Origin of the sequence: Pelagerythrobacter marensis, assembly GCF_036700095.1 — a bacterium.
Taxonomy (GTDB): Bacteria; Pseudomonadota; Alphaproteobacteria; order Sphingomonadales; family Sphingomonadaceae; genus Pelagerythrobacter; species Pelagerythrobacter marensis_A.
In genome coordinates this window covers 263,853-285,079 of record NZ_CP144918.1, presented here as the reverse complement: position 1 = coordinate 285,079, position 21,227 = coordinate 263,853, and the positions used below count along the sequence as shown (strand labels likewise).

Here is a 21,227-nt window from a genome sequence, read left to right as displayed (position 1 = left end):
AGGCGGCTTCGGAGTCGCCGGGACGACAGGCGGATGCGTCGGGGAAGGGGCGCGCTGCAGAACGGCTACCGCTGGAGGCTCTGCATTCGCTTGAGGTAGCGCGCGAGCACGTCGATCTCCAGGTTGACCCGGTCGCCTTCGGCCAGATCGCCCAGCGTGGTGACTTCGGCGGTGTGCGGGATCACGTTCAGCAGGAAGTCGCAGGCCCCGTCGTCGCGGTCGCGCACGTCGTTGACGGTCAGCGAGACGCCGTCGACCGTGATCGAGCCCTTGGGCGCGACGAACGGCGCGAAGGCGGCGCCGGTGCGGATCGCAACCGTGGTCGATCCGCCTTCCGCGCGGGCGAGCTGGACTTCGCCGACGGTGTCGACATGGCCGGTGACGATATGTCCGCCCAGCTCGTCGCCCAGCTTGAGCGCGGTTTCGAGGTTGAGCCGGCGCCCCGCGCGCCACATGCCGGGCACCGTGCGCGAAACGGTTTCGCCCGACACGTCGACCGCGAACCACGCCGCGCCCGGCTCTCCGCCGCGCTCCACCACCGTCAGGCACACGCCCGAGCAGGCGATCGAGGCGCCGATGGCGATCTTCGCCGGGTCGTAGGGGCAGGCGATCCGCAGGCGCAAGTCGCCCCCTTCGCGGACATCCTCGATCGTGCCGATGGCGTCGACTATTCCGGTGAACATTATCGCTTATCCCCGTCTCGCGGCTGGTCCTGCGCCTGCCGCCGATAGGCTTCGAACGTGTCGCTGCCAAGCTGTCGCCGCTCCGCCAGGTGCCAGCGCCCGTGCGCCTGGGCGAGCGAGGCGAGGCCGATATCGCCGATCGCGGGCGCGCCGCCGCCGATCACGATCGGCGCGCGGTACAGCTCGATCCGGTCGACCAGATCGGCGGCGAGGAAGGCCGCGGCGGTCTGCGCGCCGCCTTCGACATAGAGGTATTGCACGGCCTCCAGCCCCGCGATGGCCTCTGGCGCGGGGAGGGTTTCCACCGTCTCGTCCGCGATCGTGCGCGACAGCACCAGCCGGCGCGGACTGCGCGGCTCCAGGCCGGGCAGGCGCACGTCGAGGCGCGGGGCGTCTGCGCGCCAGGTGCCGCCGCCGACCAGGATCGCATCGGCCATCGCGCGGCGCGAATGGACGTGCGCGCGGGCGGCCGGGCCGGTGATCCAGCGGCTTTCGCCCGCCGCCGTGGCAATCGCCCCGTCGAGCGAAGTGGCGAGCTTGAGCGTCACATGCGGCCGCCCGCGTTCGGCGCGCGCAAGATATCCGGCGAGGCTGTCGCGAGAGACCGGGCAGGCGCGCGCCGCGACCGCGATCCCGGCCTCTGTGAGGCGCTCGATCCCGCGCCCGCACGTGCGCGGATCGGGGTCGCGCTGGCCGATTACGACCCGGGCGGGGCGGGCTTCGACGATCAGGTCCGAACAGGCCGGGCCCCGGTCCGAACGGTGGGCGCAGGGTTCGAGCGTGACATAGACCGTCGCGCCGCGGGCCGCCGCGCCCGCTTCGGCCAGGGCGACGGCTTCGGCGTGGGGGCGCCCGCCGGGCCGGGTCCATCCGCGCCCGACGACGATTCCGTCGCGGACCACGAGGCAGCCGACTGCCGGGTTGGGGCGGCTGAGCGGCCTGCCGCGCGCGGCGAGGCGGGCGGCGGCGGCCAGCCAGCGGGCGTCCTCGGCCGCCGTATCGCGGCCGGTATCGCGCGGATCGGCTTTACCGGGAGCGGTCGGCAATGGAATCGCCGGTCATCGCCGCGCGCCGGGCGGCCTCGGCGGCTTCCTCGCGCGCGCGCTCCTCGGCGGCTTCGCGCTCGATCCGCTCCACGTCCATGCCCGTGGCGCGGCCGAGGGTGCGGTAGATTTCGCGCCGGATCTCCTCGCGCTCGGCCCGTTCGGCGGCGAGCGCTTCCTGCCGTTCCTGGTTCGCGCGGTTCGACGCGGCGATCTCCGCATCGGTGCGGCCGGGCGCGAAAGTGGTGATATAGGTGATTTCGGGCCGCTCGGGCGGCAGGTAGTACCGTTCCTGCACCACCCAGAACAGCAGGCTGCCGGTCATCAGGACCGACAGACCCAGGATCGGCCAGCGATAGGGCTGCGGCCGGCGGATATAGGCCCAGAAATCGCTCACGCCTTCGGCGGGATTGAGGCGGCTGATCAGTCGCATGGCGGCAAGATAGGGATTTGGCCGCGCCAGCGCCAGTGCCGGAAACGCGCGGGCGGCGCATCGCTCACCCGAACGGGGCGTAGAGCGTGCGGCCACGATCCTTCAGCCAGCGGTCGGCAGCGGCGAGGTCGCCGTCGTAGATGCGCGCGAGCGCGGCCCGGAACGCCGGGCCGTGGTCGAAATGGAGCAAGTGCGCGACTTCGTGGGCGACGACCGAGCGGCGCACCGCGTCGGGGGCCATGACGAGGCGCCAGTTGATCCGCACGGTCCCGTCGCTCGCGCAGCTGCCCCAGCGCCGCTGCGCGCGCGACAGGCGCAGCGCGGGTTGCGCCACGCCGGCAACGGCGCAGAAATCGGCCAGATCGGCGGCCGTCAGGCGCAGCGCCTCCCGCTCCAGCCAGCGGGCCAGGCGCGATGCGAGATGTCGCTCCGGCCCGCCGATCGTCACGGCATCGCCGGCGAGGCGCGGGCTGCGCGGCGCGTCGGCGGCCCAGCGGATCGCCAGCGGCTGCCCGCGATAGGGCACGGTCCCGCCCGGGCGCGGCGGATCGGCAAGGGGGACTTTGTCGAGCTGCGCCGCGAGCCATTCGGCACGCGAGCGGGCGAAGGCGAGCGCTTCGGCGGTGCGGCCCCAGCGCGGCAGGGTGACGCGCACCGCATCGCCCGACGGCGCGAGGCGCAGGGTCATGCGCCGCGCGCGCGGGTGGCGCACCACGACCACCGGCAGCCGCCGCTCGCCCAGCGCGATCACCGGCTCTTCGCGCGGTTCGCGGCGGAGCCAGTCGATCACGTTTCGTCCCAGTCGACGATATGATGTTCGAGCGGCCCCGCGTCGCTTTCGCTGATCACGCGCCCGGCGACCGAGGCCCCGGCGCGGTGAACGGCGTCGCGGTCGCCCGAGAGCAGGTAGTGCCAATCGGGCAGCGGCCGGCCCGCCGCGCGGCGGCGATAGGCGCAGGTTTCGGGAAGCCATTCGACCTCGTCCACGATCTGCAACGTCAGGCGCAGGCAATCGGGCACATAGGCCCTGCGGTGGCGATAGTCGCGGCACCGCGCGGTGCCGGTATCGAGCAGCTTGCAGGCGACGTTGGTGTCGGCGATCTCGCCGGTATCGGCATCCTCAATCTTGTGCAGGCAGCACCGGCCGCAGCCGTCGCACAGGCTTTCCCACTCCTCGCGCGAAAGCTCGGCCAGCGGCAGCTCCCAGAAACGGGTCCTCAGCGCACCCACCGGTCGAGTTCCGCGGCAATCGCGCCGGCGCCTTCCGATGTCGGCAGGATCGCCACCGGCGCGCCATCGGGGGCGAAGAGATAGGCGATGTTCGAATGGTTCATGTCGTAGGCCCCGCCTTCGCCCTCGCGCCCGCGCGAGTAGAAGACGCCGAAGGCTTTCGCAGTTTCGGCGATCTCTTCGTCGCTGCCGGTCAGCGCGACCAGGCGGGGGTGGAAGTTGGAGACGAACTGGCCCAGCGTCTCGGGCGTGTCGCGCGCCGGGTCGATCGTGATGAAGATCGGCTGCACATTCGCGCCGCGTTCGGGATTCGCCTGCTCGAACTGCGCCAGCCCCTGCGACAGGCGCTGGACATCGGTGGGGCAGATATCGGGGCAATAGGTATAGCCGAAATAGACGATCCGCCACTGGCCGGCGAAGTCGGACCAGCGGTGGACCGCGCCGTCTTGCCCGGTCAGCGCGAAAGGCCCGCCGATCGCCGCGCCGTGGAGCGGAGCGGTCTGGAGATCGGGCTGGCTGTCGCAGGCGGATAGCGCGAGCGCGCCGGCCAGGGCCAGGGTCGCGCGGCGAAACGGGGTGGTCTTGGGGAGAGGCATGGCGCGGCGCTTCATGCTCTGCTAATCGCTGTTCGGCAAGGGGCGTCGCCGCCCCGCCAACCGGCGAGCGGCCAGCGGTCGCCCGCGATGCGACGAAGCGATGAAAGGTAGAACAGGCATGGCCCGCGCCATCTTGCGCAAGGCGATTGCGATCACCGGCCTCGCGGCCGCGCTCCTCACGGCGCCGGCTGCGGCCCAGATGATGTCCGAAGGATACGAGTTCCTCAAGGCCGTGCGCGACCGCGACGGGGCGGCGGTGACCGAGGCGCTGAGCCAGCCCGGCTCCGTCATCGTCAACGCGCGCGACATCTCCAGCGGCGAAAGCGCGCTGCACATCGTGGCCGAGCGGCGCGATGCGGTGTGGATCCGGTTTCTCACGCAGAAAGGCGCCAATCCCAACGTGCGCGATAAACGCGGCAACACGCCGCTGTCGATCGCGGTCAGCCTCGGCTTCGTCGAAGGGGCGAGGGAACTGATCGAGGCCGGGGCCCGGATCGACGAGACCAATGCCACCGGCGAAACCCCGCTGATCGCCGCGATCCACCGGCGCGACACGGCAATGGTCGAGATGTTGCTGGAGCACGGGGCCAACCCCGACCGGACCGACAATTCGGGCCGCTCCGCGCGCGACTATGCCGCCTTGCCGGGCAGCGACCCGCGGATTGCCGATGCGATCGCCGATGCCGATGCGAAGCGCGAACAGAGCAGCGGCCCGACTTACGGCCCGCGGTTCTGACATGGCGACCGGCCCGGCAGCCCTGCCCGACGATCCGACGCTGGACGAACTGCGGCTGGCGCTCGCCCCCGCGGTGGCCGATGCCGCCGTTTTCGACGGCTGGAGCGAAGCGGCGGTGCGCGCCGCGGCGGCGGCCGAGGGGGCGGACCCCGACGTGGCCGCCCTGGCCTATCCGGGCGGGCCGATAGACATGATCGCGGCGTGGATCGAATCGGTCGATCTCGCGATGATCGCCGCCCTGCCGGCCGAACGGCTCGCGCAAATGAAGATCCGCGAGCGGATCGCGGGCCTCGTGCTCGCCCGGCTCGATGCGATGCGCGGGCGCGAAGAGGCCTTGCGCCGGGCGCTGTCGGTCATGGCGATGCCGCAGAACGCGGCGCGCGCGCTGCAGCTCGGCTGGCGTACGGCGGACGTCATGTGGCGCTGCGCCGGGGACACCGCGACCGATTACAACCACTATACCAAGCGCACGATGCTGGGCGCGATCTACGGCGCCACGCTGACCGTGTTCGTCGACGACGAGAGCGAGGACAAGAGCGAGACGCGCGCTTTCCTCGACCGCCGGATCGACGGAATCATGCGATTCGAAAAGGCCAAGGCGCAACTGCTCGGCGGCGGTCGCGATAGCTTCAATATCGCGCGCTTCCTCGGCCGGCTGCGCTATCCGGCGCGCTGATCGCGGCAACTCGCCACCTTTTATTGATAACGAGTTGCAAATGTAGCGCGTATCTCATAGCGGGCGGGGTATGACGCTCGATCAGCTCGATCACGGCCAGCGTGCGACCGTCGTTTCGGTCGACTGGGCCAGTCTCGCACCCGAAGATGGAAAGCGCCTGCGCGCCATGGGCCTCGACGAAGGCGCCAGCGTGGCCGTGGCGCATCGCGGCATGTTCGGCGGCGCCGACCCGCTGGCGGTGACGGTCGGCCGGATGACCGTGGCCCTGCGCCGCGCGCACGCCGCCGCGATGGAGGTGGAGCGCGCATGACCCGGCAACGCACCGCCGCGCTGGTCGGCAATCCCAATGCCGGCAAGAGCGCGCTGTTCAACGCGCTGACCGGCGCGCGCCAGAAGATCGCCAACTATCCGGGCGTCACCGTCGAGCGCAAGGCGGGGCGGCTGATCCTGCCTTCGGGCGAGCCGCTGGAACTGATCGACCTGCCCGGATCGTATTCGTTCGATGCGGCCAGCCCCGATGAGGAGGTGACCCGCAAGGTCGTTCACGGCGAATTTCCGGGCGAAGTGCTGCCCGAAGTGCTGGTGATCGTCCTCGACGCGGCCAATCTGGAACAGCACCTGGTTTTCGCGCAGGAAGTGATCGCGCTGGGCCGCCCCACCGTGGTCGCGCTGAACATGATCGACCTGGCGGAACGCGACGGGCTGACGCTCGACCCCGCCGCGCTGTCGCAGGCGCTGGGCGTGCCGGTGATTCCGACCGTCGCCGTGCGGCGCAAGGGGCTGGCCGAACTGGCCGAGGCGATCGCGCGGGCCGAAGTGACGGCGGGCGAGGGCGGGGCGGACGCGCAGCCGCGCCAGCACATGACTTTGCCCGAACGGCGGCTGGCCGCGCGGCATATGGCGAAGGCGGCGGTCCTGTCCGAATCGGCGCGTCACCGGCTTCACACCGGGCTGGACAAGGTTCTGCTGCACCCCTGGCTGGGGGTGCCGATCCTGTTCGTGCTGCTGTTCGTGATGTTCCAGGCGGTCTTCGCCTGGGCGACGCCGTTCGCCGACGGGCTGGAGGCGGGCGTCGGGGCGATATCCGAATGGGTTGTTGCGACTTTCCCCGGCGGTTTCCTGCGCGACCTGGTGACCGAAGGCGTGCTTGCCGGCGTCGGTTCGGTGGTCGTCTTCCTGCCGCAGATCGTGATCCTGTTCGCTTTCATCCTGGTGATGGAAGCGAGCGGATATATGGCCCGTGCGGCCTATATCATGGACCGGCTGATGGCCCGCGTCGGCCTGTCGGGCAAGAGCTTCATCCCGCTGCTGTCGAGCTTCGCCTGCGCGATCCCCGGGATCATGGCGACGCGCAGCATCGCCGATCCGAAAGACCGGCTGACGACGATCCTGGTCGCTCCGCTGATGACCTGTTCGGCGCGCCTGCCGGTCTATGCGCTGATTATCGCGGCGGTCATTCCCAACACCACGGTCGGGCCGGGCGTCGGCCTGCAGGGGCTGGTCCTGTTCGCGCTCTATGTCGCCGGGATCTTCGGCGCGATGGTGGTCGCGCTGGTTCTGCGGCGCACCGTGGCGCAGGGTTCGGCCAGCGGCTTCATCATGGAGCTGCCGCGTTACCAGATGCCGCGCCTGCGCGACCTCGGCATCGGGCTGTGGCAGCGCGCCTGGGTGTTCCTCCGCCGCGCGGGCACGATCATCTTCATGGCGACGATCGTGCTGTGGGTCCTGCTGACCTTTCCCAAGGCCGAGCCGGGGGAAAGCCAGATCGACGCTTCCATCGCCGGGAGGCTGGCGACCGGGGTCCATGCCGTGGTCGAACCGATCGGCTTCAACCGCGAAATGGCGCTGGCGCTGGTGCCCGCAATGGCGGCGCGCGAGGTCGCGGTATCCTCGCTCGCTACGACTTACGCGGTTGCGTCCGACGACGAGGAGGAGACCGCGATGGCGCTGGAAGAGGAAGTCGCCGCGCGCTGGAGCCTGCCGACCGCGCTCGCCTTCCTCGCCTGGTTCGTTTTCGCGCCGCAGTGCCTTTCGACGATCGCGGTCGCCCGGCGCGAAACCAACGGCTGGAAATGGCCGATGTTCATGGTCGGCTATCTCTTCGCGCTCGCCTATGTCTTCGCCGGCGCGACATACTGGATCGCAGTCGCCGCCGGGCTTTAGATTGTTTTCCTCGAGACGGCACCGGCCCGTCAGGAACTGGGCCGGTTCGGGTCGCCCGGCGGGCGCGAGGTCGGGTGCGAACTCGACAGCCCGCCGTCGACCGCCAGCGCCTGCCCGTTGACGTAGCTTGCCTCGTCCGACAGCAGGAACAGCGCCGCCGCCGCGATCTCCTCCGGCTCGCCCCCGCGCAGCAGGGGGTTGAGCTGGCCGATCCGGTCCTCTTTCCCCGCCGCCCGCGCGCCTTCGTAGAGCGGGCGGGTCATCCCGGTTTCGGTCAGGCCGGGCAGCACGGCATTGATCCGCACCCCGGTGCCGGCGAGCTGCTGCGCCGCCGTTTGCACCAGGTTGATCACGCCGGCCTTGCTCGCCGAATATTGCGCTGGGCCGGCGCCCGAGCGCAGGCCGGCAACCGATGCGGTGCAGGCGATCGCGCCGCCGCCGCTGTCGCGGATCGCGGGGGCGGCGTGCTTCACCGCCAGGAACGGGCCGATCAGGTTGACCCGCAGGACTTCCGCCCAATCGTCGGGCGATGCGTCGAAGAACCCCCCGCGCACTCCCCCGGTGATCCCGGCGTTGGCGAAGAACAGGTGCAGCGCGCCGAACTCGGTTCCTGCCATGGCGACCAGCGCGGCCACGTCGTCCTCGCTGCCGGCGTCGCCGGTGCGGGCGAGCGCCTGCCCGCCGGCTGCGCGCACGGCATCGGCGGTTTCGTGCACGGCTTCCGCGCGGTCGAAGGCGACCACGCGGGCGCCCTCGCGCGCGAACAGCAGCGCGCTGGCGCGGCCGATGCCCGAGGCTGCACCGGTGACGACCGCGACTTTGCCGTCCAGCCGCCGGCTCATATCGTTGCCCCGCCGTCGACCACGACCATCTGGCCGGTGGTCCAGCGCGCGGCGGGGGACGCGAGGTAGACCGCCGCCCCGGCAATGTCGCGCGGCTCGCCGATCCGGCGCATCGGCAGGCGCGCCTCGGTCGCGGCCAGGGCCTTGGGGTTTTCCCACAGGGCGCGGGCGAAGTCGGTCTTCACCAGCCCCGGCGCGATCGCGTTGACGCGCACGCCGTGCTCGCCGTTTTCGACCGCATAGTTGCGCACGAGCTGGAAATCGGCGGCCTTGGAGACGTTGTAGGCCCCTATGGTCGGCGATCCGCGCAGGCCGCCGATCGAACTGATGACGATCACCGCGCCGTCGCCTTTCGCCCGCATGTCGGGCAGCGCGAGCTGGATCAGCCAGTGGTTCGACAGGATGTTGTTGTCCAGCACCTTGCGAAACTGCTCGTCGGTGATCGCGTCGAGCGAGCCGTAGTGCGGGTTGCTCGCCGCGTTGCACACGAGGATGTCGACCGGGCCGAGCTGTTCGCGCGTGCGGGCGAACATGTCCTCCAGCTGCGCCTTGTCCGAAATGCTCGCGGCCAGCGCGAGCGCGCTGCCGGCCCCGTGCTCTGCCTCGATCGCCGCGGCGACTTCGTCGCAGCTTTCCTGGTTGCGGCTGGATATCACGACTTTCGCGCCGTGGGCGGCCAGCTCCTCGGCAATGGCGCGGCCAATCCCGCGGCTCGATCCGGTAACGATGGCGACTTTTCCGGTCAGGTCGAATAGCGACATGGTGGTTCCTCTCCTGGTGATGCGGCGGACGCCGGGTTCATGCCCCGACACGTTCGGCAAAGGCCCGCGCCTGCCGGGCAAGCGGCACGATCCGCTCGCCCGTGGCCTGGGCATTGGCGCTGGAGGCATTGCCGTCGAGCGCGCGTTTCTTGATTCCCTGGATGATACCGACCAGCCGGAAGAGGTTATAGGCGAAGAACCAGTTGAGGTCGGGCAGCGCGCTGCGGCCGGTCAGTTCGCAATAGAGCGCGCTCGCTTCCTCCAGCGTGGGGATGCCGAGCGCCGGGAGGTCCAGCCCGCCCAGCTGCGCGCCGCGCTCGCCGTGCGGCATGGCCCAGTTCATCGCGAGATAGGCGAAATCGGCCAGCGGGTCGCCCAGGGTCGACAGCTCCCAGTCGATCACCGCCAGAACCTGCGGGCCGTCAGGGGCGAAAATCAGATTGTCGATGCGATAGTCGCCGTGGATGATCGCGGTCCGTTCCTGCGGCGGCAGGGTGGCGGGAAGCCATTCGATCAGCCATTCGACATCGGCGATCTCGTCGGTCTGCGCGGCGCGGTACTGCCGGGTCCAGCGGCCCACCTGGCGTGCGAAATAATTGCCCGGCGCACCATAGTCTTCCAGCCCCGCCGCCTGCGGATCGATCGCGTGCAGCCGGGCGAGCGTTTCGATCATCGCGCGATAGATCGCGCCGCGTTCTTCCGGCGCGCAATCGGGCAGGCCCCCCGCCCAGAACGTGCGCCCTTCGACCAGTTCCATCAGGTAGAACGGCGCGCCGATCACGCCTGCATCCTCGCACAAGGCGATCGGGCGGGCGACCGGCATCCCCATCGGATGGAGCGCCGCGATCAACCGGTGCTCGCGCTCTATCGCATGGGCCGAAGGCAGCAGCTTGCCGAACGGCTTGCGTCGCAGGACCATCGCCTCTGTCGCCGTCTCCACGCGGTAAGTGGGGTTCGACTGGCCGCCCGGAAACTTGGCGATGGCCGACACCGGCTGCCCCAGCCAGCGGGCCAGCGCCTCCCCGTCGAGATCGGCGAAGCGGTCGGCGGTCACGCGCCCTGCTCCTGCTCCGCCAGGCGTTCCAGCGCTTCGCCGAGCGGGCGCATCAGGTTCTCCTGCTGCGCGGTCGCGACCATGCGGCCGTCTTCGGCGAAGAAGTGCCCGCGGCTGAGCCCGCGCGCGCCGCCCGCCCAGGGGCTTTCGCTGACGAACAGGTGCCAGCGGTCGAAATCGGGCGTCTCGTGGAACCACAGCGCATGGTCGAGGCTGGTCGCCTGGACCTTGCGGCTGCCCGGCCGGATGCCGTGGGGCAGCATGGCATTGCGCATGAACAGCATGTCGGAGGCATAGGCGAGCAGTGCGCGCTGCATGGCCGGGTCCGCCTGGGCCGGGCGGCGCAGGCGCATCCACCATGCGGCCCGGGGCTCGTGCGCGGACCCGCCGAAAACGGCCGACGGGTCGAGCGGCACGATCTCTATCGGCCGTTGCTGCAACCGCCGGACGAGCGGATGCTGGCCGCTGTCATCGTCGCTTTCGCGCCATCCGTCCAGCGTCGCCAGCGCGCCCTCGATATCGAGGGGGTAGGGGCATTCGACCGCGTGGCGGAAGCCGGGCTCGGGCCGGTGGAAAGAGGCGATCATCGAAAAGATGCACAGCTGGCCCTGCCAGGCCTCCACCCGCCGGGCGGCGAAGCTGCGGCCGGCGGTCAGGTGGGCGACCCGGTATTCGACCGGCTCGTCGGCCATGCCGGGTTTGAGGAAGTAGCAATGCAGCGAATGCGCCAGCCGCCCGGCATCCTCCTCCAGCGACGCCGCCATCAAGGCCTGGGCGACCGCCTGCCCGCCGAACAGGCGCGGCCCCATCGCGGGGCCGGGGGCGCCGATCCAGGTGTCCGCCGCATTGGCCACAGGGCGCAGGATGACCTCCAGCCGCTCTTCTTCCGTTTCCTCGCTGGCACGTACCCGATGTTCCAAATCCGCTCCCCTGCTTTCTCCCTGCAATCGATGCGCATTTCGCGCGCATATTGCAACCGGCAGATTTATTTGCCTCGACAAACATCCAGCCTTTGCGAAGGGCGGAAGGGGCCTCGCCCCTCCGGCAACATTCCGGCATACCCATAGCGGGAATCGAATCGCGCCCGCGCCCGAAACGCGAAGGCCCGGCATCGCGGGATGCCGGGCCCCTGTCGCCATCGCCGAAGCGGTCAGAAGTGCTTGCGAATGCCGACCTTGAAATTGCGCCCCAGCGGATTGGCCGTGAACGGATCGTAGTTGTAGTCGAGCGCGGCGAAGCCGGGCTCCTTGTCGAGCAGGTTGAGCACCGACAGCGTCAGGTCGGTCTGGAACGGCAGCCCCAGCCGCACGGTGAAGTCGAGCGTCGTGAAATCGGGGATCTTGTATCCCGGATCGCCCGGCTGCTGCCGCTGGTCGATATAACCCTTGATATGGGTCACCGTCAGGCGCGCGTTGTGCCGCGCCCAGCCGATCTCGGCATGGCCGTTCACTTTCCATTCGGGCAAGGGATAGGCGGTGGTCTGGTAATTGAGCTTGCCGACCGCGGAGAAGCCCGGCTGGATCAGAGCGTCGCCGATGAAGAAGTCGTTGGTTTCGTAATCGATCACGTAACTTCCGCTCAGCCCCAGGCCCCAGGTGCCCTGCGCCGCGAAGTCGCCCTGATAGCTGGCCTGGAAGTCTATGCCCGAGGTCTTCAGCCCGGCGCCGTTGGTATAGAACGTGTCGATCGTGGTCACATCGGCCAGAGTGGGCGTCAGCGCGCCGCAGCCCCCGCCGGCCGGTCCGCCCGAGAAGGTGAACCGCGCCGCCAGCGGGTTGGAGCAATCGGCCGGGGCGGTGCCCGGCGTGTTCGACCCCAGCGTGCTGTCGAAGACCGAATTGAGGAGACCCGAAACCGGCTCTGCCGCGATGTCGTCGGCAAAATCGTATCGCCAGTAATCGACGCTGGCGCGGAACCTGCCCAGGTCCACCAGCACGCCCCCGCCATAGCTTTCGGCGCTTTCGGGAACGAGCATCGGGTTGTCGTTGACCTGCACCGCGCGGAACGATCCGCCGACGAACTGCAGCGAAGTGACGTAATCGCCTTCGGTCAGCAAGTTCGAGGGCGGGGCGCGGAAGGTCGTCTGGTACGATCCGCGCAGCGCCAGCCAGTCGGTGAGCTGGACCCGGGCGCTGGCCTTGGGGTCGAAAGTGGAACCGACAGCGCCGCCATAGTCCTCGTACCGCGCGGCGAGCTGGAGATCGATGCGATCGCCGACGGGGATCTGCAGCTCGGCGAACAGGGCGCGCACGTCCTGCGAGCTGGCATTCGGCTGGTCGGAACCGAGGAAGCCGAACAGGCCGATCGGGCGCGGACAGGTATCGACCCCGAAATCGAGCGAAGCCGGGCAGGGATAGATGTCGAGATTGTTGTAGGGCCCGTATTTCGCGCTGTAATCGTTCTGGCGGTACTGGGCGCCGACCGCGTACCCGATCCCGTTGCCGCCGCCCAGCGCGATCCCGGTGTTGCCGCTGACCACGAAGTCCACGACTTTCAGCGTGTTCTCGATCCGGCTGCTCGATTTCTTGGTGAAATAATCGAAGATCGCCGGATCGTTGGCGACCGAGGCGTCGTAGCCCGGGTTGGTCGCGCCGGTGACCGGATGGCGTTCGATCGCGTTGGAAAACGGGTTGTAGAACATGCACGGGCCCACTCCGGGCGTGCCGGTCAGCGGATCGCAGTCCTCCCCGCCGAGGCCGCGCAAGGCGAGCTGGACCCGGTCGATGATCGTGTCGTAACCGGTCGATTCGCGCGTGTAGCGATGGTATGTGCCGCGCAGTTCCCAGTTGAACGCATCGCTGTGTTCGCCGCGCAGCGCGCCGGTGAAGCGGGTCGATTCGCTGTCGCGGGTGACCGGCGCCGCGCCGTCGATCCCGTTCTGGTCGGTGAAGCTGGGATGCCCGCCGAGCAGGGCGGTGCGGAACACCCCGGCCGCCAGCAGCGCGCTGTTGGCGCCGGAGGGGAACTGGTCCGGGTTGGCCGCGCGATAGGCGATCAGGCCCGGGTTGTTGGGCGCCACCCAGAACTGCGACCCGATGGGGTTGGCCAGCCCGGGGGTCGGCGTGTTGAGCAGGATATAGCTGGGCGACGTATTGGCGGAGACCGACGTATTGCCGAGCAGCCCGGTCACTTCGGCGCTGATCGCGTCGGTCAGCGCCACTTCGACTTCGAGATAGGCCTGCCAGCGGTCCTCACGTTCGACCAGCAGGTCGAAGGGCGTGTATTGCGTGGCGCAGCGCGTGGCGCTGTCGATATCGGTCGGCGCCGAATTGTGCACCGGCACCCCGCCCAGATCGTCGCAGCCCCGATCGACCTGGAAGCCGCCGGTCAGGCCGATGAACGTCCCCGGGTAGAACGCGAAAGGCAGGAAGGCGCTGGGATTGCCGCCCTGGGTGAAGCCGCCCGCGGGGTTTTCCGCATAGGGGCGGAGCGCGAAGTCGCGGTCTTTCGCCGCGAGGGGGGAGCGGTGCTGATACCCGAAGCTGCCCAGCACGCGCAGCCCGTCGCCCTGGTGCCCGAACGCCGCCGACGCGGTCCAGTCGCCGTCCGAATCGTCGATGAAACGATAGTCGCCGCTGACGACCAGCCCGTCGAGCTGCTTGTTGGTGATGAAGTTGACCACGCCGCCGATCGCGTCCGACCCGTAGGTCGCGGCCGCGCCGTCCTTGAGCACCTCGATCCGCCCGATCGCCGCGGACGGCAGGAGATTGGCATCGACCGCCGGAACCCCGATCGGCGAATTGGCCAGGCGGCTGCCGTTGAGCAGGATCAGCGTGCGCGAGGGGCCGAGCCCGCGCAAGTTCACGGTCGCGATCCCTTCGCCGCCCTGCGAGCGCGAATCGAACTGGTTCGAATCGCCCAGGACCCCGCTCGATCCCGGCAGGTTCTTGATCAGGTCGAGCGCGGTCGGCGAACCCTGGTCGATCAGCTCTTCCTGCGAAATCACGTCGACCGGCAGCGCGGCATCTTCCGGCGTGCCGCGGATAAGCGATCCGGTGACGACGATGACGGGGTTGCCCGATGCGGCCGTCTCGCTGCTTGCCGGCGCCGGCTCCGCCTGCTGCGCCAGTGCCGATGTGGCGGTGAGCGCCGCTGCCAGCACCGGCAGGGCGCACGTGTGCCGTAAGGCCCGTTTCCTCATGATCCTCTCCTCTCCTTGCCGGGTTGCGTTCTTTGTCGACACATACCCGGTCATCGAAAGTGGAGTAGTTTGGGCATGATATGTCAAGCGATTCGTGAAACGGTGCGATCGTTGCGGCGCCGCTGCGTGTTCGGATATTTCGCCAAACCTTTATCCTGAATACGGAATCCTTTCGTCCGCAGAGCACGAATTTCGGTGATGAATGCTGCCGATATCGGGCATACCGCGAACTCACTGCGATAGTTTTCGCGAGTCTTGTGCGCGGGTCCCCGCCGGGACGGGTTCGGTTGCAGGTTGATACTCATACCGAATATTCGAAGAGCTGCCGCGCCTCGCGCGGATGCACGCGCGGCACCGACCGGCCCTCGCCGGTGGTGCCGCCATGTCTTGTCGGTGGGCCGGTGCCGCTTCGGCCTTGCTGAAGCGACTCTAGCCGGTGAAGCGCTCGCCCCGCTCGGCCTTGCCGCGCAGATAGTCGCTCACGGGAAGGCCGTGCTTCTCCAGCCCGGCGACCACGGTGTCGAGCCCGACGGTGTCGGCCCAGAACATCGGCCCGCCGGTATAGAGCGGCCAGCCATAGCCGTTGATCCAGACGACATCGATGTCGCTGGCGCGCTGGGCCATCTTCTCGTCGAGGATCTTCGCGCCTTCGTCGACCATCGGATAGAGCAGGCGTTCGCGGATCTCGTCCTTCGAAATCTCGCGCTGTTCATGCCCCTCCCTGGTCGCGAAATCGGCGATGATCGCCTTGACTTCGTCCGACGGGGTGCGGTTGCGCGCCTCGTCGTAGTCGTAAAAGCCCTTGCCCGCTTTCTGGCCGAAGCGCCCGACGGCGCAGAGCGCCTCGCGCACGGTGGTGACTTTCGACGGATCGCGGTGCCAGCCGATATCGATCCCGGCGAGGTCGCCCATCTGGAACGGCCCCATCGGGAAACCGAACTCGAGCAGGACGTCGTCCACTTCCCAATAGTTCGCGCCTTCCATGATCAGCTGGTTCGCCTGCTCCTGCCGCCTGGACAGCATACGGTTGCCGATGAAGCCGGGGCAGACGCCCGAAACGGCCGCGACTTTGCCGATCTTGCGCGACAGGTTCATCGCGGTCGCCAGCACGTCGTCGCGCGTTTTCGCCCCGCGCACGATTTCCAGCAGCTTCATTATGTTGGCCGGGCTGAAGAAGTGCAGGCCGAGAACATAGCCCGGGCGCTTTGTCGCGGTGGCGATCTCGTCGATGTCGAGATAGCTGGTGTTGGAAGCCAGGATTGCGCCCTGCTTCACCACTTCGTCCAGCTTGGCGAACACCTCCTTCTTCACATCCATGTTCTCGTACACCGCCTCGATCACGAGATCGCAATCGGCGAGATCGGCATAATCGAGCGTGGGGGTGAGCAGGCCCATCGCCGCTTCGACCTGCTCGGCCGTCATCCGCCCGCGCTTCGCGGTGTTCTCGTAGTTCTTGCGCATGACCCCGGTGCCGCGGTCGAGCGCTTCCTGCTTCATTTCCAGGATCGTCACCGGAATGCCGGCGGACAGGAAGTTCATCGCGATCCCGCCGCCCATCGTGCCGGCGCCGATCACGCCGACTTTCTTTACAGGGATCAGCGGCGTGTCGGCCGGCACATCGTCGATCTTGTTGGCCGCGCGTTCGGCGAAGAAATAGTGGCGCATGGCCTTGGACTGCGTGCCGTCCATCAGCTTGGCGAACAGCTCGCGCTCTTTCTTCACCCCTTCGGCATAGGGCAGTTCGCCGGCCGCGCGGACCGCCTCGATCGCGGCGTTGGGCGCGTCGAACCCGCGCATCTTGCGCGCGTTCTTCTGTCGGAATTCGTCGAAGATGGCGGGGTTCTTCACCCCGTCCTGGTTCGCCGTGCCCTCGGACGTGCGCGGCACCGGCTGGCCGATCTTCGAGCGGGCGAAGGCGATCGCGTCGGCTTCGAGGCTGTCTTCGCCCACCAGTTCGTCGACCAGCCCGATCGCCTGCGCTTTCTTTGCCGGGATCGGATCGCCGGTCGCGACCATGGGCAGGGCAGCTTCGGCGCCGATCAGGCGCGGCAGGCGCTGCGTGCCCGCGGCACCGGGGATCAGGCCGAGCTTCACTTCGGGCAGGCCCAGCTTCGCGCTCGGCACTGCCACGCGGTAGTGGCAGGCAAGCGCGACCTCGCACCCGCCGCCGAGCGCGGTGCCATGGATTGCGGCCACCACCGGTTTGTCGCTCGCTTCCAGCTTGTCGAGCGTTTCCGGCAGGCTCGGACCCTGCGGCGGCTTGCCGAATTCGGTGATATCGGCACCGGCGAAGAACGTCCGTCCGTCGCAGCGAATCACCACGGCTTCCACGGCATCGTCGGCCAGGGCCTCCTCGATACCAGCCGCCAGCCCGGCGCGCACGGCCTGGCCCAGGGCGTTCACGGGCGGATTGTCGGAAACGATCACGAGCACGTTGTCGTGCCGTTCGGTGCGAATGGGCGATGTCATTGCAGGGATTCTCCTTCAGGCGTTGCTGTGGCTGAGCGCCGCATAGATCAGCGTCTTGAGCTGGCGGCGGATGGGATAGGCGGACGAGGGGTAGAGCTGCGTCATGAACACCATCGTCACGCGCTCTACCGGATCGACGAAGAAAGCGGTCGAATAGGCACCGCCCCAATAGAATTCGCCTTCGCTCGCGGGCATCAGCGTCCGTGCCGGATCGATCACCATGGCGAAGCCCAGGCCGAAGCCGGTCCCGGCGTTGTGCGATTCGGAAAACAGGCTGCGCGACATTTCGGTCAGGTCGGCCCCGCCGGGCAAGTGGTTGGTCCGCATCAGGCGGAGCGTCTTGGGCGAAACGATTCGCGCGCCGTCCAGCTCGCCGCCGTTGGCCAGCATGGTCGCGAAGCGCTGATAGTCGGCGATCGTGCCGACCAGTCCGCCCCCGCCGCTGTCGAAAGTGCCGGGGCGGTTGAGCTTGCTGGTCGCCCCCGCATCGATCATGCGCGGCGGCTTGCCCGGGCGATAGGCATAGGCGTCGGCCAGCCGCTCCGCCCCCGCATCCCCGGCGCCGAAGGCGGTGTCGGTCATGCCCAGCGGGCCGAAGACGTGCTCGGCAAGATAGTCGCCGAGCCGCATTCCGCTGAGCCGCTCGACCGCGATGCCCAGCACGTCGGTCGATACCGAATAGTTCCAGCCGGTCCCGGGCGCGAACTCGAGCGGGAGCTGCGCCAGCCGTTCCACGAATCCATCGGAATCGAGGTGGTCGCGGGCGAAGTCCAGATTGTGCTCGCGGTAAAGCGCATCGATGTTGGTGCGGTTCTGCAGGCCGTAGGTGAAGCCCGACATGTGTGTCAGCAGGTCGACGAAACGCATCGGCGGGGCCGGGCTTCCCGGTGCGAACGGGATCGACCCGCCGCCGCCGGCATAGACGGCGAGGTTCGCGAACTCGGGAAACACGCGGGTGACCGGGTCCTCCAGCGCCACGCGGCACTGTTCGACCAGCTGCATGAAAGCGATCGAGGTGACCGGCTTGGTCATGCTGGCGATGCGGAACAGCGCATCCTCGCGCATCGGCGTGCCGTCTTCGCGCAAGGTCCCCAGATGCGCGTAGTGCACGGGGCGCCCCTCGCGCGCGACCACGATCTGCGCGCAGGGCAGACGGCCGGTGTCGATATAGTTTTCCTGCAGAAAGGTGTCGATGCGGGCCAGCCGCCCCTTGTCGAAGCCGAGCGCCTCCGCATCCGCCAGTTCGATCATGCTCCCTCCCGCACAGGCCCGTCTTGGGCATACCTTTTCTTCTGACACCGGACGATAGACGATTTTACCCGGTTTTGAACCCTCATACCTCAAATTCAGAAAATCGTGTCTCCCGCCTTGCAACAGCGCGCCGCTTCTGCATAAATCGCGAAACAAGAATCGCACAAGCGAAAGACGAGAGGAACCTGCCCGAAATGCGCGACGCCGTGATCGTGTCCACTGCCCGTACGCCCCTGGCCAAGGCGATGCGCGGTGCCTTCAACGCCACCCATGCCGTGCAGCTCGGCGCCTGGTCGGTCGCCGCCGCGGTCGAGCGGGCGGGGGTCGCCGGCAGCGAGATCGACGATGTCGTCATGGGCGCGGCCAACCAGCAGGGGCAGCAGGGGTTCAATATGGGCCGCCAGGTGGCCCTGCGCGCCGGCCTGCCGGTCGAAGTCGCGGGGATGACGATCGACCGCCAGTGCTCGTCCGGCCTGATGGCGATCGCCACGGCGGCCAAGCAGATCATCGTCGACCGGATGGATATTTGCGTCGCGGGCGGGGTCGAATCGATCACCGCGATCCGCTCCGGCCAGCAGAACACGCAGCGCGACGAAGAGCTGCTGAAAATGCACCCCGACATCTATATGCCGATGATCGGCACGGCGGAGGTGGTCGCGAAACGCTATGGCATAAGCCGCGAGGCGCAGGACGAATATTCGCTCCAGTCGCAGCAGCGGACCGCCGCGGCGCAGGAGGCCGGCCGGTTCGACGACGAGATCGTGCCGGTGACGACGACGATGCACGTGACCGACAAGGAAACGGGCGCTGTCAGCCAGCGCGAAGTGACGATCGCCATGGACGACTGCAACCGGCCCGACACCACGCTGGAAGGGCTGGCAAAGCTGCAGCCGGTAATGGGCGAGGGGCACACCGTCACCGCGGGCAATGCCAGCCAGCTTTCCGACGGCTCGGCCGCCTCGGTCCTGATGGAAGCCGAAGTGGCCAGGGCCCGGGGGCTGGAACCGCTGGGCCGCTATGTCGGAATGGCCGTAGCCGGGGCCAAGCCCGATGAAATGGGAATCGGCCCGGTCTTCGCCATTCCCCGCCTGCTCGAGCGTTTCGGGTTGTCGATGGACGACATCGGGTTGTGGGAATTGAACGAGGCGTTCGCGGTCCAGGTCCTCTATTGCCGCGACAAGCTCGGCATTCCCAACGATCGCCTCAACGTCGACGGAGGGTCCATTTCCATCGGTCACCCCTTCGGCATGACGGGGGCGCGCTGCGTCGGCCACGCGCTGATCGAAGGGCGGCGGCGCGGGGTGAAGCATGTGGTTGTGACAATGTGCGTCGGCGGCGGCATGGGCGCCGCCGGCCTGTTCGAGGTGCTCTGAATCATGGCGACACAGGCAAAGGATCTCGCTTCGGCCATCGGCTGGACTCCGCCCGAAGGGTGGCCCGCGATCTCGCGCGAGGAGTGCCGGAAAATTCTCACGGCGCCGGGCCAGCGGTTCGAAATGGAAACGGTCGACATTCGCGGTGTGCCGACGCGCGTGTGGAAGAACGCGCCGCCGAACTTGCGCGCCATCGCGCTGCTCGGGCGGATGTACGGGCCCCGCGAGTTCACGATCTACGAGGACGAGCGCGTCACTTACGACGCCTGGTTCCGCGCGGTCGCCACGCTCGCCCATGCGCTGCAGGCGCGCGGGGTGCAGAAGGGCGACCGGGTCGCGGTCGCAATGCGCAACCTGCCCGAATGGCCGGTCGCCTTCTTCGCGGCGGTGACGATCGGCGCGATCTGCGTGCCGCTCAACGCCTGGTGGACCGGGCCGGAACTGGCCTATGGCCTGTCCAATTCGGGCACCCGCGTGCTCATCTGCGACGATGAGCGGTGGGAGCGGATCGCGCCGCACCGGGATGAATGCCCGGAGCTGGAAAGCGTGCTCGTTTCGCGCAGCGACGGCCCCCTGGACGGCGCCGAGCGGCTGGAGGATGTGATCGGGGCGCCGGGCGACTATGCCGGCCTGCCGTCCGCGGAACTGCCCGAAGTGGAGATCGCGCCGGACGACGATGCGACGATCTTCTACACCAGCGGCACGACCGGCAATCCCAAGGGCGCGCTGGGCACGCATCGCAACTTGTGCACCAATATCCTGTCCAGCGGCTATAACGCGGCCTGCGCCGTGCTCCGCCGGGGCGAGGAAATCCCCGAGCCGGCGCACAAAGTCGGCCTCACCGTGATACCGCTGTTTCACGTTACGGCCTGCTCGGCCGGGCTGATGGGCAACCTGGCGGCGGGCAACACGCTGATCTTCATGCACAAGTGGGACCCGATCAAGGCGTTCGAGATCATCGAGCGCGAAAAGGTCAGCGTCACCGGCGGCGTTCCCACGATCGCCTGGCAGCTGATCGAGCATCCGGCGCGCAAGGACTACGACCTCTCCAGCATAGAGGCGATCGCCTATGGCGGCGCGCCCGCCGCGCCCGAGCTGGTGCGCAAGATTCGCGAGGTGTTCGGCGCGCTGCCCGGCAACGGCTGGGGCATGACCGAAACGATGGCCACGGTGACCGGCCATTCGAGCGAGGACTATCTCAACCGGCCCGACAGCTGCGGCCCGCCGGTCGCGGTCGCCGACCTCAAGATCATGAGCGAGGATGGCGAGCGCGAGCTGCCGACCGGCGAAGTGGGCGAGCTGTGGGCCCGCGGGCCGATGGTGGTGAAAGGATACTGGAACAATCCCGAAGCGACCGCCGAGACGTTCGTCGACGGTTGGGTCAGGACCGGAGACCTCGCGCGGCTGGACGAGGAGGGCTTCTGCTATATCGTCGACCGCGCGAAGGACATGATCATTCGCGGCGGGGAAAACATCTACTCGTCCGAGGTGGAGAACGTCCTTTACGATCATCCGGCGGTGACCGACGCCGCGCTGATCGGCCTGCCCCATCCGCAATTGGGGGAGGAGCCGGCGGCGGTCGTCCATCTGGCCCCGGGCGCCCGGGCGAGCGAAGACGAACTGAAGGCCTGGGTCGCAGCCCGGCTGGCGAAGTTCAAGGTCCCCGTGCGGATCGTCTTCGTCGAAGATACCCTGCCGCGCAACGCCAACGGCAAGATCCTGAAGAAAGATCTGGCCGTGCTCTTCGACGGGGAATAGCGCCGCTGCCCGCTTGGC

Annotated in this window: 20 protein-coding genes; 6 read left to right on the top strand and 14 right to left on the bottom strand. The window is 68.5% G+C overall.

All coding sequences use genetic code 11. The features are described from left to right. Positions 1-65: 65 nt before the first annotated feature. From V5F89_RS01295 to V5F89_RS01270, 6 genes are read right to left on the bottom strand one after another with little or no spacing between them, the layout of a single operon-like run. Positions 66-683: a riboflavin synthase gene (locus V5F89_RS01295; protein ID WP_338446460.1), complete on the bottom strand. Its 618-nt coding sequence runs from the start codon at positions 681-683 to the stop codon at positions 66-68. Further along, positions 683-1,729 (bottom strand): bifunctional diaminohydroxyphosphoribosylaminopyrimidine deaminase/5-amino-6-(5-phosphoribosylamino)uracil reductase RibD, encoded by a 1,047-nt coding sequence (gene ribD / locus V5F89_RS01290; RefSeq protein WP_425334366.1) that lies wholly within the window; start codon positions 1,727-1,729, stop codon positions 683-685. The genes V5F89_RS01295 and ribD overlap by 1 nt, the downstream gene beginning before the upstream one ends. Next, positions 1,710-2,255 carry a hypothetical protein gene (locus V5F89_RS01285; RefSeq protein WP_338446459.1) on the bottom strand — a complete coding sequence of 182 codons (546 nt, stop codon included), beginning with the start codon at positions 2,253-2,255 and terminating at the stop codon, positions 1,710-1,712. Before V5F89_RS01285 ends, ribD begins: the two co-directional genes overlap by 20 nt. Continuing rightward, positions 2,224-2,949 carry a SprT family zinc-dependent metalloprotease gene (locus tag V5F89_RS01280; protein ID WP_338446458.1) on the bottom strand — a complete coding sequence of 242 codons (726 nt, stop codon included), beginning with the start codon at positions 2,947-2,949 and terminating at the stop codon, positions 2,224-2,226. The genes V5F89_RS01285 and V5F89_RS01280 overlap by 32 nt, the downstream gene beginning before the upstream one ends. Next, positions 2,946-3,389: a YcgN family cysteine cluster protein gene (locus tag V5F89_RS01275; RefSeq protein ID WP_338446457.1), complete on the bottom strand. Its 444-nt coding sequence runs from the start codon at positions 3,387-3,389 to the stop codon at positions 2,946-2,948. Before V5F89_RS01275 ends, V5F89_RS01280 begins: the two co-directional genes overlap by 4 nt. Beyond that, on the bottom strand, positions 3,377-4,000 hold the full coding sequence (locus V5F89_RS01270) for an SCO family protein (protein WP_338446456.1): 624 nt from the start codon (positions 3,998-4,000) through the stop codon (positions 3,377-3,379). The genes V5F89_RS01275 and V5F89_RS01270 overlap by 13 nt, the downstream gene beginning before the upstream one ends. A 103-nt stretch (positions 4,001-4,103) precedes the next feature. Between V5F89_RS01270 and V5F89_RS01265 the strand changes: the two genes are divergently transcribed. The 4 genes from V5F89_RS01265 (at position 4,104) to feoB (ending at position 7,560) form a co-directional block, all read left to right on the top strand. Next, positions 4,104-4,721, top strand: coding sequence for an ankyrin repeat domain-containing protein (locus V5F89_RS01265; protein WP_338446455.1), 618 nt, complete (start codon positions 4,104-4,106; stop codon positions 4,719-4,721). Between the two features lies 1 nt (position 4,722). Continuing rightward, positions 4,723-5,397, top strand: a complete 675-nt coding sequence (locus V5F89_RS01260) for a COQ9 family protein (protein ID WP_338446454.1) — start codon at positions 4,723-4,725, stop codon at positions 5,395-5,397. Between the two features lie 70 nt (positions 5,398-5,467). Further along, the gene (locus tag V5F89_RS01255) at positions 5,468-5,707 is read left to right on the top strand and encodes a FeoA family protein (protein ID WP_338446453.1); all 240 of its coding nucleotides are present in this window, start codon (positions 5,468-5,470) and stop codon (positions 5,705-5,707) included. Then, a complete protein-coding gene (gene feoB, locus V5F89_RS01250) occupies positions 5,704-7,560 on the top strand; it encodes a ferrous iron transporter B (RefSeq protein WP_338446452.1) in 1,857 nt (618 codons plus the stop codon). Before V5F89_RS01255 ends, feoB begins: the two co-directional genes overlap by 4 nt. A 29-nt stretch (positions 7,561-7,589) precedes the next feature. On the opposite strand, the gene V5F89_RS01245 is transcribed toward feoB, so the two are convergent. The 8 genes from V5F89_RS01245 to V5F89_RS01210 form a co-directional block, all read right to left on the bottom strand. Next, on the bottom strand, positions 7,590-8,402 hold the full coding sequence (locus V5F89_RS01245) for an SDR family NAD(P)-dependent oxidoreductase (protein ID WP_338446451.1): 813 nt from the start codon (positions 8,400-8,402) through the stop codon (positions 7,590-7,592). Further along, positions 8,399-9,163: an SDR family oxidoreductase gene (locus V5F89_RS01240; protein WP_338446450.1), complete on the bottom strand. Its 765-nt coding sequence runs from the start codon at positions 9,161-9,163 to the stop codon at positions 8,399-8,401. Before V5F89_RS01240 ends, V5F89_RS01245 begins: the two co-directional genes overlap by 4 nt. Positions 9,164-9,200: 37 nt before the next feature. Next, positions 9,201-10,217: a phosphotransferase family protein gene (locus V5F89_RS01235; protein ID WP_338446449.1), complete on the bottom strand. Its 1,017-nt coding sequence runs from the start codon at positions 10,215-10,217 to the stop codon at positions 9,201-9,203. After that, complete coding sequence (locus V5F89_RS01230) at positions 10,214-11,137, bottom strand: acyl-CoA thioesterase (protein ID WP_338446448.1); 924 nt, start codon at positions 11,135-11,137, stop codon at positions 10,214-10,216. Before V5F89_RS01230 ends, V5F89_RS01235 begins: the two co-directional genes overlap by 4 nt. 230 nt (positions 11,138-11,367) lie before the next feature. Continuing rightward, entirely contained in the window at positions 11,368-14,358 is a 2,991-nt protein-coding gene (locus tag V5F89_RS01225; protein ID WP_338446447.1) for a TonB-dependent receptor domain-containing protein, read from the bottom strand. A gap of 83 nt (positions 14,359-14,441) precedes the next feature. Beyond that, positions 14,442-14,663 carry a hypothetical protein gene (locus V5F89_RS01220; protein WP_338446446.1) on the bottom strand — a complete coding sequence of 74 codons (222 nt, stop codon included), beginning with the start codon at positions 14,661-14,663 and terminating at the stop codon, positions 14,442-14,444. Between the two features lie 124 nt (positions 14,664-14,787). After that, the gene (locus V5F89_RS01215; RefSeq protein WP_338446445.1) at positions 14,788-16,827 is read right to left on the bottom strand and encodes a 3-hydroxyacyl-CoA dehydrogenase NAD-binding domain-containing protein; all 2,040 of its coding nucleotides are present in this window, start codon (positions 16,825-16,827) and stop codon (positions 14,788-14,790) included. Between the two features lie 15 nt (positions 16,828-16,842). Continuing rightward, the gene (locus V5F89_RS01210) at positions 16,843-18,078 is read right to left on the bottom strand and encodes a serine hydrolase domain-containing protein (protein WP_425334365.1); all 1,236 of its coding nucleotides are present in this window, start codon (positions 18,076-18,078) and stop codon (positions 16,843-16,845) included. Positions 18,079-18,272: 194 nt separating this feature from the next. Between V5F89_RS01210 and V5F89_RS01205 the strand changes: the two genes are divergently transcribed. Together V5F89_RS01205 and V5F89_RS01200 are read left to right on the top strand one after the other, a co-directional pair. Further along, the gene (locus V5F89_RS01205; protein ID WP_338446444.1) at positions 18,273-19,451 is read left to right on the top strand and encodes an acetyl-CoA C-acyltransferase; all 1,179 of its coding nucleotides are present in this window, start codon (positions 18,273-18,275) and stop codon (positions 19,449-19,451) included. Positions 19,452-19,454: 3 nt separating this feature from the next. After that, positions 19,455-21,209: a class I adenylate-forming enzyme family protein gene (locus V5F89_RS01200; RefSeq protein ID WP_338446443.1), complete on the top strand. Its 1,755-nt coding sequence runs from the start codon at positions 19,455-19,457 to the stop codon at positions 21,207-21,209. Positions 21,210-21,227 lie beyond the last annotated feature (18 nt).